Annotated in this window: 9 protein-coding genes; 6 read left to right on the top strand and 3 right to left on the bottom strand. The window is 67.4% G+C overall.

Annotation, left to right across the window (positions count from 1 at the left end; genetic code table 11):
* Positions 1-6: 6 nt before the first annotated feature.
* From ACGTNG_RS02350 to ACGTNG_RS02340, 3 genes are all read right to left on the bottom strand, one after another.
* Positions 7-402: a cupin domain-containing protein gene (locus tag ACGTNG_RS02350; RefSeq protein WP_394575253.1), complete on the bottom strand. Its 396-nt coding sequence runs from the start codon at positions 400-402 to the stop codon at positions 7-9.
* A 385-nt stretch (positions 403-787) separates the two neighbouring features.
* Positions 788-2,953, bottom strand: coding sequence for a catalase/peroxidase HPI (gene katG, locus ACGTNG_RS02345; RefSeq protein WP_394575252.1), 2,166 nt, complete (start codon positions 2,951-2,953; stop codon positions 788-790).
* Positions 2,954-3,182: 229 nt separating this feature from the next.
* Positions 3,183-4,136 carry a LysR family transcriptional regulator gene (locus ACGTNG_RS02340; RefSeq protein WP_394575250.1) on the bottom strand — a complete coding sequence of 318 codons (954 nt, stop codon included), beginning with the start codon at positions 4,134-4,136 and terminating at the stop codon, positions 3,183-3,185.
* Between the two features lie 195 nt (positions 4,137-4,331).
* On the opposite strand from ACGTNG_RS02340, the gene ACGTNG_RS02335 reads away from it, so the two are divergent.
* From ACGTNG_RS02335 to ACGTNG_RS02310, 6 genes are all read left to right on the top strand, one after another.
* Positions 4,332-5,831, top strand: a complete 1,500-nt coding sequence (locus ACGTNG_RS02335) for a CoA-acylating methylmalonate-semialdehyde dehydrogenase (protein WP_394575249.1) — start codon at positions 4,332-4,334, stop codon at positions 5,829-5,831.
* 318 nt (positions 5,832-6,149) lie between these two features.
* On the top strand, positions 6,150-8,093 hold the full coding sequence (locus ACGTNG_RS02330; protein ID WP_394575248.1) for a DUF3604 domain-containing protein: 1,944 nt from the start codon (positions 6,150-6,152) through the stop codon (positions 8,091-8,093).
* A gap of 2 nt (positions 8,094-8,095) precedes the next feature.
* Positions 8,096-8,554 (top strand): YbaY family lipoprotein, encoded by a 459-nt coding sequence (locus ACGTNG_RS02325; protein WP_394575247.1) that lies wholly within the window; start codon positions 8,096-8,098, stop codon positions 8,552-8,554.
* A 201-nt stretch (positions 8,555-8,755) separates the two neighbouring features.
* Positions 8,756-9,466, top strand: a complete 711-nt coding sequence (locus tag ACGTNG_RS02320; RefSeq protein WP_394575246.1) for a hypothetical protein — start codon at positions 8,756-8,758, stop codon at positions 9,464-9,466.
* 143 nt (positions 9,467-9,609) lie between these two features.
* The gene (locus ACGTNG_RS02315; protein WP_394575245.1) at positions 9,610-10,452 is read left to right on the top strand and encodes a peptidylprolyl isomerase; all 843 of its coding nucleotides are present in this window, start codon (positions 9,610-9,612) and stop codon (positions 10,450-10,452) included.
* Positions 10,449-11,447, top strand: coding sequence for a HupE/UreJ family protein (locus ACGTNG_RS02310; protein ID WP_394575244.1), 999 nt, complete (start codon positions 10,449-10,451; stop codon positions 11,445-11,447). The genes ACGTNG_RS02315 and ACGTNG_RS02310 overlap by 4 nt, the downstream gene beginning before the upstream one ends.
* Positions 11,448-11,532 lie beyond the last annotated feature (85 nt).

The raw sequence follows: 11,532 nt of genomic DNA, 5'->3' as shown, positions 1-11,532 counted from the left end.
GCGGCGTCACTCGGGCTGAGACACCATGATGGGTTCGCCGGTCGGTCCGATCTGGAAGACCGTGAACTTGGCGCCCTCGGCGCTGGCACTGCGCCCGACCATCGGCTGGTCGGGTTGCTCGTAGAAGACTTCGCCTGCCGAGATGGTGCGTGGCTCCTCTCCCTCGACCGCGACCTCCAGCGTGCCCTCGGTCACGTAGACGAACAGGTGTCCCGGGTGGACGTGGCGATCGGTGACCCAGTCGCCGTCAACCTCGAAGTTGACGACGTTGACCTCCATGCCGTCGACGCCCTGGAGCTCGGTCTTGATCAGCGAGGTCGACTCTCCGGCCGCCAGCCCCGGAGCGCCCAGCGCCACGACGAGGGTCGCGGCGGCACAGGCGGTGGAGAACTGCAGGTTCATGATGGCCTCCCTCCGTCCTTGCGACGGTAGGGTGAGGTGGATGGGCGGAATGCATCCAGGCCATGAAGCGAGGCGGGCCGGCACGGGAGGACGGGAGGTCCGTCCGGCCATGTCGTGGACCCATCCCGGGCCCGGCCTGCATTTCGGGGCGACAGCCGTCTGTCGCCCTTCTTTGGCTTAGACCGGTGGAGGGGCGTGGTCAAGGCCCTTCGACCGGCGGCGAGTGCGTTCATGAAGGCGCCCCGGAAGAGGACCGCGACCGCGCTCATGAACCCGCCCACAAGAAAGCCGCGCCGCCCGGAGGGGCTGGCGCGGCTTGAGCTTCTCGGGCCTCGATGTAGCCGGGCCGGGGCCGCCCGAGTGAGCGGCGACCCCAGGCGAGGCCTCAGTCGAGGTCGAAGCGGTCGGCGTGCATCACCTTAGTCCAGGCGGCGACGAAGTCCATCACGAACTTCGCCTCGTTGTCGTCCTGGGCGTAGAGCTCGGCGTAGGCGCGGAGGATGGAGTTGGAGCCGAACACCAGGTCGACGCGGGTCGCGGTGAACTTGGTGTTGCCGCTCTGGCGATCGACGATGGCGTATTCGTTCTTGCCGGTGGGCTCCCAGCGGTTGCCCATGTCGGTCAGGTTGACGAAGAAGTCGTTGGTCAGCTGGCCGACGCGGTCGGTGAACACGCCGTGGGCGGTGTCGCCGTGGTTGGTGCCGAGCACCCGCATGCCGCCCAGCAGCACGGTCATCTCCGGCGCGGTCAGGCCCATCAGCTGGGCACGGTCCAGCAGCATCTCCTCAGGCTTGACCACGTACTCCTTCTTCTGCCAGTTGCGGAAGGCATCGGCCAACGGCTCCAGGGGCTCGAAGGATTCGGCGTCGGTCATCGCCTCGCTGGCGTCGCCGCGTCCCTTGGCGAAGGGCACGTGGATGTCGTGGCCGGCCGCCTCCGCTGCCATCTCGACGCCAAGGTTACCGCCCAGCACGATGACGTCGGCGATGCTGGCGCCGGTATCGGCGGAGATCTGCTCGTAGACCTTCAGCACCTTGGCCAGGCGCTCCGGCTCGTTGCCTTCCCAGTGCTTCTGGGGGGCCAGGCGGATGCGCGCCCCGTTGGCGCCGCCGCGCATGTCGGAGCCGCGGAAGGTGCGGGCGCTATCCCAGGCGGTGCAGATTAGCTCGTTCAGGGAGAGGCCGGCCTCGGCGATCTTCTCCTTGACGACCTCCTCGATGTAGTTGGTCTCGCCCTGGGGCACCGGGTCCTGCCAGATCAGGTCCTCGGCCGGCACGTCCGGGCCGATGTAGCGGGACTTCGGCCCCATGTCGCGGTGCGTCAGCTTGAACCAGGCGCGGGCGAAGGCATCCTTGAAGTACTCGGGATCGGCCATGAACTTCTCGCAGATCGCCCGGTACGTGGGATCCATCTTCATCGCCATGTCGGCGTCGGTCATCATCGGGTTATGGCGCTTGGAGGGGTCGGTCGCATCGACCGGCTTGTCCTCCTCCTTGATGTCGACGGGCTCCCACTGGTTGGCGCCGGCGGGGCTCTTCTTGAGCTCCCACTCGTAGCCGAACAGCATGTCGAAGTAGCCCATGTCGAACTGGGTCGGGTTGGTGGTCCAGGCGCCCTCGAGGCCCGAGGTGATGGCGTTGGCGGCCTTGCCGCCCATGTTCGGGTTCATCCAGCCGAAGCCCTGGTTCTCGACGTCGGCGCCTTCCGGCTCGGCGCCTAGCGCCTCGGCATCGCCGTTGCCGTGGGTCTTGCCCACGGTGTGGCCACCGGCGGTCAGGGCGGCGGTCTCCTCGTCGTTCATCGCCATGCGCGCGAAGGTGACGCGCACCTGCTCGGCGGTCTTCAGCGGGTCCGGGTTACCGTTCACCCCTTCCGGGTTCACGTAGATCAGGCCCATCTGCACGGCGGCCAGCGGGTTCTCCATGGTGTCCGGCTGGTCGACGTCGTCATAGCGGCTGTCGGACGGCGCCAGCCACTCCTTCTCGGCCCCCCAGTAGATGTCCTTCTCGGGATGCCAGATGTCCTCGCGGCCGTAGGAGAAGCCGAAGGTCTTGAAGCCCATGGATTCGTAGGCCACGTTGCCGGCCAGGATGAACAGGTCGGCCCAGCTGACCTGGTTGCCGTACTTCTTCTTGATCGGCCACAGCAGGCGGCGTGCCTTGTCCAGGTTGCCATTGTCGGGCCAGCTGTTGAGCGGAGCGAAGCGCTGGTTGCCGGTGCCGCCGCCGCCGCGGCCGTCGGCCAGGCGATAGGTGCCCGCCGCGTGCCAGGCCATGCGGATCATCAGGCCGCCGTAGTGTCCCCAGTCGGACGGCCACCACTCCTGGCTGTCGGTCATCAGCGCATGCATGTCCTTCTCGAGGGCGGCGTAGTCGAGGCTCTTGACCGCTTCGCGGTAGTCGAAGTCCTCGCCCATCGGGTTGGTCTTGCGATCGTGCTGGTGGAGGATGTCCAGGTTCAGCGATTCCGGCCACCAGGCGGTGACGTCCGCATTCTCCTGGGTGTTGGAACCGTGCATCACCGGGCACTTGCCTGCTTGTTGATCACCCATGTCGCTCTCCGATCGTTGCTGCATTGATGGATCCGTCTGGTAGTCATAGACGACGCTTGCCACTCAGGACAATGTCTTATGTCTGTCTGACCGCGTCATGACGAAGGCGGCCGACGACGTCGCTACCTTTCCTCACACCCTACGCCGCGGCGATTCATCGGCCCAAGTGCCTTTTCCGACCATCCCGATAGTTATTTCATATCGGCAATCGTGCATGCAGGGGCGCTGGCTATTGGGAGGCGGCCGGGGAGGGCAACACCAGCTCTCGACTCTCGCCCATCAGGAAGGCGCGGTTGGCCTCCAGGGCCTCGCGCAGGAAGTCCCACAGCAGGCGGACCCGGGCCAGCCGGCGCTGCTCCTGGCGGGCGGTGATCCAGAAGTGGCGTACGATCTCCACGTCGTCATCCAGCACGTTCGAAAGGGCATCCGAGGTGCTCGCCATGAAGCAGGGCAGCACGGCGAGCCCGGCGCCCTGCAGGCAGGCGGCGTGCTGGGTGGTCACGCTGGTGCTGCGCAGGGCGAAGTGCGGGCCGGGATGGCCGACCACCGCCGGGTCGAGCAGCGGCTCGAGGTAGCTGAGCTGCTCGCTGAAGATCAGGTCGTCGACGTAGCCGATCAGCCGGTGATCGCCCAGCGCGGAGAGTCGCGCCGGGGTGCCGTGGCGGGTGAGGTAGCCCTGGCTGCCGTAGAGGCGCAGCCGGTAGTCGCAGAGCCGCGAGATGACGAGCCCCGGGCTCACCGGGCGCTCCACGGTGATGGCGAGGTCGGCCTCGTGGCGGCTCAGGTTGACCACCCGGGGCAGGGCGAGCAGGTCGAGGGTCACGCCGGGGTGGCGCTCGCAGAAGGCCGAGAGCAGCGGGGCGATCACCCAGGTACCGAAGCCCTCGGTCACGCCCAGGCGGATCTGGCCGCTGATCTGGTGGTTCTTGTCGGTGAGGCTCTCGCCCGCCTCGAAGGCGTGGCGCGCCATCTCCTCGGCGTGGGCGAGCAGCTGCTGGCCGGCCTCGGTGAGGTGGTAGCCGTGGGTGCTACGCTCGAAGAGCTGGGTGTTGAGTGCCTGCTCGAAACGCCTCGTGCGCCGCGACAGGGTGGAGTGATCCAGCCCCAGGCGCCGGGCGGCGTCGGTGAGCCGCTCGCTGCGGGCCACCTCGAGGAAGATCTGGATATCCTGCCAGTCCAGCATGGGGCCGTCTCCTGCCGTCTTGGTTGTGCATGGATGCACAAGCAATGTGCCTGAGTGCGCGTTGTCAGGCCATCCGACCTCTGTATAGACTCGAGAAACTCAGGCTTCGTGCCAGCATGCACACAGTGTCGAATACCATCGTATAGATACTTCCAACACGATCTCCCACAATCACAACACGCCAGGAGCACGATCATGTCCGTTCGCGAAACGCCGATGTACATCGACGGCCAGCCCGTCCAGTCCCAGAGCCAGGAGTGGCGCGACGTGGTCAATCCGGCCACCCAGGAAGTGGTCGCCCGGGTGCCGTTCTGCACCGCCGAGGAGGTCGAGCAGGCCGTGGCCAGCGCCAAGGAGGCCTTCAAGACCTGGCGCAAGGTGCCGCTCGGCAAGCGCATGCGCATCATGCTCAAGCTCCAGGCGCTGATTCGCGAGAACACCGATGAGCTGGCCGCGCTGATCAGCGAGGAGCACGGCAAGACCCTGCCCGACGCGGTCGGCGAGGTGGGTCGCGGCCTGGAGGTGGTGGAGCACGCCTGCTCGATCACCTCCCTGCAGCTCGGCGAACTGGCCGAGAACGCCGCCAACGAGGTGGACGTCTACAGCCTCAACCAGCCGCTGGGCGTGGGCGCCGGCATCACCGCCTTCAACTTCCCGATCATGCTGCCCTGCTTCATGTTCCCGCTGGCCATCGCCACCGGCAACACCTTCGTGCTCAAACCCTCCGAGCAGGACCCGACCTCCACCATGCGCCTGGTCGAGCTGGCCCACGAGGCGGGCGTACCGGCCGGCGTGCTCAACGTGGTGCACGGCGGCCCGGACGTGGCCAACCAGATCGCCGACCACGCCGACATCAAGGCGCTCTCCTTCATCGGCTCCACCCATGTCGGTTCGCTGCTCTACGATCGCGCCGCCGCCGCCGGCAAGCGCATGCAGGCGATGATGGGGGCCAAGAACCACTGCGTGGTGATGCCGGACGCCAACCGCAGCCAGGCCATCAACAACCTGCTGGGGTCCGCCTTCGGCGCCGCCGGGCAGCGCTGCATGGCCAACTCCGTGGTGGTGCTGGTGGGCGAGGCCCGCGAGTGGCTGGACGACATCGTCGAGGGCGCCCGCAACATGAAGGTCGGCCCCGGCACCCAGCAGGACGCCGACCTCGGCCCGCTGGTGTCGCCCCAGGCCAAGGAGCGCGTGGAGCGCCTGATCGCCACCGGCGAGCAGGAAGGCGCCAAGCTGCTGGTCGACGGCCGCGGCTGCCAGGTCGAGGGCTACCCGAACGGCAATTTCGTCGGCCCGACCCTGTTCAGCGACGTGACCCCGGAGATGACCATCTACCGCGAGGAGATCTTCGGGCCGGTGCTCTGCGTGCTCAGCGTCGACACCCTCGACGAGGCGATCGCGTTCATCAACGCCAACCCCAACGGCAACGGCACCTCGATCTTCACCAACTCCGGCTGGGTGGCGCGTCGCTTCGAGACCGACATCGACGTCGGCCAGGTGGGTATCAACGTGCCGATCCCGGTGCCGGTCGCCTACTTCAGCTTCACCGGTTCGCGCGGCTCCAAGCTCGGTGACCTGGGCCCCAACGGCAAGCAGGCGATCAACTTCTGGACCCAGACCAAGACCGTCACCGCGCGCTGGTTCGAGCCGGAGAACGTCTCCAGCGGCATCAACAGCACCATCTCGCTGGGCTGATCACCCCTCCCCAGTGGTCATCGGCGGCCCCGTCTCGAGAGAGGCGGGGCCGCCGTCGTTGTGGCCCGGCATCTTCCCTGGAGCACTTCGTCATCGGCGCCGACGTGACGGCCATGCCCGGTGAAGCGGCCTACCGAAACGCTGCTATGTTGGTTAATTACCGGTTTCGTCTCCGACCGCCGAGAACGTTCAGACAGGGCTCATGGAGCGCGCCGACACCTCTTCGCGTGGGCCACACCATGGGCGCGAGCCGGAAGAGGTAACGCCTCGGGGGAAGGCGCTGACGGGGCCCCCCTGACCCTGTTCAAGGAGACCTCCATGCGCTCGACGATGCTCCTCTCGACCTCGCTGGCCGCGCTGCTGTCCCTGGCGGCTATCCCCGCGACCGCCCAGGTCACGACGGACGCCGGCACCATCGACCCCGAACGCACCGCGCGATTCTTCGACCAGCCGGGCTACTCGCCCTATGCCGGTCGTCAGTATCCGCTGCGCCCGCTGTGGGGCGAGCAGCACCTGCACACGTCCTGGTCGCCCGATGCCATCGCCGCGGGCACGCGGGTCGGCCCCGATGAGGCGTTGCAGTACGCCAAGGGCGCCGAGATCACCTCGAGCACCGGCCAGCCGGTGCGGTTGTCCCGCCCCTATGACTGGATGGTCGTGGCCGATCATTCCGATGCGCTCGGCGTCATGGCGAGCGTGCTCGAAGGGGATCCGGCGCTGATGGCCGACCCTACGCTCAAGGCATGGCACCAGGGCATGAATGCCGGCGGCGAGGCCGCCAGCGCGGTGGTCATCGAGATGATCACGCTGCAGGGGGAGGGCACCCTGCCCGGGCCCGTCACCGACCCGGAGGTCCAGTTCGACATGTGGCGCAAGATGACCGAGATCGTCGAGGGCCATGACGAGCCCGGCACCTTCTCGGCCCTGATCGGCTATGAGTGGACCTCGAACTACGGCGGCGGCAACAACCTGCACCGCAACGTCATCTACCGCGATGGCAAGGCGCTCGCCGACCGGGTCCGGCCGCTGACCACCTTCGACACCGAGATTCCCCACGAGCTCTGGGACTGGATGGCGATGTACGAGGAGGAGACCGGCGGCCGGCTGCTGGCGATCCCGCACAACGGCAACCTGTCGAATGGACTGATGTTCGCCACCGAGACGCCGGACGGCGAGCCCATCGATGCCGACTGGGCAGCGTCCCGCCAGCGCTGGGAGCCGCTCTACGAGGTCACGCAGAGCAAGGGCACGTCCGAGCAGCACCCGAGCCTGGCGCCGGCGGACGAGTTCGCCGACTTCGAGATCTGGGACAAGGGCAATCTCAACGTGAAGCCCAAGGAGCCCGGCATGATCGCCTACGAGTATGCCCGCGAGGCCCTCAAGCGGGGTCTCGCCCTCGAGGAGGAGTTCGGCACCAACCCGTTCAAGTTTGGGCTGGTCGGCAGCACCGATGACCACACCGGCATCTCCTCGGCCGAGGAGAACAACTTCTTCGGCAAGTTCCCGGCCAGCGAGCCCGGGGCGGAACGCTCGACGGCCAACGCCTTCGACTTCGACTTCGAGGGGCGCACCATCAAGGACTGGCAGCTCGGCGCCTCGGGGCTGACCGCCGTCTGGGCGGCGGAGAACACCCGCGCCGCGATCTGGGACGCCATGAAGCGCAAGGAGGTCTACGGCACCACGGGCTCCCGCATCGGCGTGCGCTTCTTCGGCGGCTGGGGCTTCGAGGCCGAGGACGCCCAGGGGCGCAGCCCCGCGGCGGTCGGCTACGGCAAGGGCGTGCCGATGGGCGGCGACCTGCCCCCGGCAGCCGATGGCGCCGAGGCGCCGAGCTTTCTCGTCGCGGCCCTCAAGGATCCGCTCTCGGGGAACCTCGACCGCATCCAGATCGTCAAGGGCTGGCTGGACGCCGAGGGCGAGACGCAGGAACAGGTCCACGACGTCGTCTGGGCCGGTGATCGCGCGCCGGGCGAGGACGGCAAGCTGCCCGCGATCGGCAGCACGGTCGACGTCGACAACGCCACCTGGACCAATACGCTCGGCGCCTCCGAACTGATCACCGTGTGGCAGGACCCCGACTTCGATCCGGCGCAGAAGGCCTTCTACTACGCCCGGGTCATCGAGATCCCGACGCCGCGTTGGACCGCCTACGACGCCGCCTACTTCGAGGAGGCCGACTTCGCCGACGAGGTGCCGATGACGGTGACCGAGCGGGCCTACACCTCGCCGATCTGGTACACGCCCCAGGGCATAAAGGAGTAACGATGAGCATGAGCAACGGAATCCAGTCAGGAATCGGCGGCTGGGTCGTCGGCGTTTGCGCCCTGTTGCTGGCGGGGTGCAGCGCCCAGATGGAGACCGGGGAGGAGGCGATGCAGAGGCCGGACAACGCCCTGATGCAGGTCATCACCGGCGAGGTGTGGTACCGGGAGCGCATCGCGCTGCCGCCGGGCGCCGAGGTCGTCGTGACGCTCGAGGACCAGTCTCGCGCGGACGCCCCCGCCACCGTCATCACCGATTACACCCATGTCGTCGACGATGGCCAGCCACCGTATTCGTTCCGGCTGGTCTATGATCCCTCGGTCATCGAGGAGCGCATGAGATACGGACTGCGGGCCCGGATCGAGAAGGACGGCGAGTTGCTGTTTACCAGCACGGAACATATCGATCCCTTTGCCGGCGCGCCCGGTGAACCCGTGCGCATCATGGTATCGCGGCAATGACCGGTGTTCTGCAAACGCCAGACTCGCCCGGCGTGGGCGATCACGCCGGGGGATGACGATGCGGGACGAAGACGTGTGCATGGCCCGGATCGGGTCATGCATATGACGAGCAGCGAGGTTCCAGCAGGGGGCACGCACATGGTGATACCAAAGGGAGTGGCGGTCGCCGCCGTCTTGGCGTGGACCGCCACGGGGACGGCCATGGCACAGCAGGACGATCTGGGCACGGCGGCCAATGACCCCACGGCCTCGGTCACGGCCTTCCAGCTGCAGGATTTCTACACCTATCGCTACCACAACCTCTCCGATGAGGAGGGCAACCGCCTGCAGTTTCGTGCCGCGATCCCGTTCACCGCGGGGGGCATGAACCACATCTTCCGGGTGACGCTGCCCTACGTGACCGATGCCCCCGGCGGATCGAGTGGCTGGTCCGACATCACGCTGTTCAACCTGGCCACCTTCGACAGGTCATGGGGGCGATTCGGCGCGGGTGCCGTGGCGTTGCTGCCGACCGGCGAAGACGGCCTGAGTGCCGAGAAGTGGGGGCTCGGACCCGCGGTGGGCTTCGTGGCCGGCCAGCCCTGGGGGATCTGGGGGCTGTTCAACCAGAACATGTTCACGGTGGACGGGGATGACGACTACCGCGACGTGAACATCTCGATCATCCAGCCGATCGTGAACTATAACCTAGGAGACGGCTGGTCGGCGGGTGCCTCCGACATGTCGGTGACCTATGACTGGGAGCGTGATAAATGGGTCAGTCTCCCCCTGGGTGTGGCCCTCAACAAGCTCGTCACCCTCGGCGGCCTGCCGGTGCAGTTCACGACCAGCTACGAGCACAATTTCTTCGATGAGGGCGTCAGCCCATCGGACACCGTCAATCTCACCGCCAAGCTGCTGCTGCCGAGGTAGTCAACGGCCGAAAGGGCGGAGTGAGCTATGCTCGGCGACAGGCCGACGTCTCACGAGTGCCCAGCGGCGGGTAACCAGCGGAAGGAATCGGCCCGTGGGGCTCGACCACGGTTGCCAGATACGATCCATTAAGGAAAGGCCCCATGACCCTCCCCAAGATGCTCCTGTCTCCGCTCGTTCACTTCTTCCTGCTCGGCGCCTTGATCTTCGGCGGGTACGCGCTCCTCGAGGAGGACACCGCCGCGCCCGCTCCGCCCCCCGATGCGATCACCCTGACCCCGGAGCGGGCCGCGCGTCTGGCCGAGCAGTTCGCGGCCACCTGGAACCGGCCGCCGACCCCGCAGGAACTGGAGGGACTGATGCGCTCCTGGGTGCTGGAGGAGGCCCACGTGCGCGAAGCCCTGGCGCTCGGTCTCGATCGGGGCGATGCGGTGATCCGGCAGCGATTGAACCTGAAGATGCGCTTCCTGGCGGAATCCGGGGCCGCCGCGCTGGAGCCGGACGACGCCACGCTGCAGGCCTACCTCGACGACCATCCGGACGACTTCCTGAGGCCGGCGCGCCTGGCCTTCGAACAGGTCCAGCTGCCGCCGGGGCAGGCCGACGAGGCGCGCGCGATCCGGGCCGCCCTGGAACGCGAGGCGGCCCCCGCGACGCTCGGCGCGGCGAGTCTAATGCCGGCAATGGTGCCGATGACGGCGGCTCCCGCGGTCGATCGCGTGTTCGGCACCGGGTTTCATGCCGCCCTGGCAGATGTGCCCCTGGGGCGCTGGCACGGCCCGATCGACAGTGCCTACGGCCAGCATCTGGTCCGGGTGACCGACCGCGCCGAGGCCGTGTTGCCGCCCCTGGCCGATATCCGGGATCGCGTCGAGGCCGAATGGCGGGCAGCGCAGACGAAGGCCATGCGCGAGCGCTTCGCCGAGGCACTGCTCGAGCGCTACTCCGTCACCACCCCCGACGCGGCAGAGGTGCTGGGACAATGAGAAGGATCCTGATGGCGCTTCTGGTGCTCCTGGCGACGTCGCTGCCTGCCACGGTCTCCGCCCATGCCCTCGACCCGGGCTATCTGAACCTTGCATCCCTCGATCAGGACCGCTGGCGGGTGACCTGGCGAGTGCCGAACGTGAGCGGCCGCCCGATGCCCCTCGAGGTGCGACTCCCGGGCGACTGTTCCCACGCATCGCCTCCGCCATTGGCCTTCGACGGACGTGCCTGGACGACCGGCTGGTTGGCCACCTGTCCTGAGGGGTTGGCGGGCGGCGTGATCGAGATTGGGGGACTGGATCGAACGCGCACCGACGTGCTGGTCCGTTACGAGCTGGCGCCGGGAGAGACGCAGGTCCAGCGCCTGACCGCGTCCGAGACTGCCTTCATCGTGCCCGCCCAGGCCGGGCGATTGGAGATCCTCGGCAGCTATATCGGCCTCGGGGTGACCCATATTCTCGAGGGCATCGATCACCTGCTGTTCGTCTTCGTGCTGCTGCTGCTGATTCGCGATCGGGCGCGCTTGCTGTGGGCGATCACGGCCTTCACCGCCGCTCACAGCATCACCCTGGTCGCCGCCACGCTCGGCTGGCTGAGCCTGCCATCCCCCCCGGTCGAGGCGCTGATCGCGCTGTCCATCGTGTTTCTGGCCTATGAGCTGACCCTGCCGCCCGAGGCGCGCGACCCGCTGGCCCAGCGCTTTCCCTGGATCGTGGCCTTCGCCTTCGGCCTCATCCACGGGCTCGGCTTCGCCGGGGCGCTGCGCGACATCGGCCTGCCGGAAGGCGATATTCCGCTGGCGCTCTTCGCCTTCAACGTCGGGGTCGAGATGGGGCAGATCCTGTTCATCGCCGTCATCCTGGTGATTGGCGCCGCGGTGCGACGCCTCTATCCGGCCATCCGGCAACAGTCGGCATGGCTGACGCGCGGCTCGAGCTACGCCATCGGCAGCCTGGCCGCGTTCTGGGTCATCGAGCGCATTGCCTCCTTCTAATCGGCCACCAAAGGCGAGTGGACACTCTGTTGACGTTGACGTTAACTGGCATGGAAGAACAACAATCACCGTGCCAGGAGTCAAC

It is taken from the genome of Halomonas sp. B23F22_3 (assembly GCF_043496965.1).
Classification (GTDB): domain Bacteria; phylum Pseudomonadota; class Gammaproteobacteria; order Pseudomonadales; family Halomonadaceae; genus Halomonas.
This window is presented reverse-complemented; position numbering and strand designations above follow the sequence as displayed.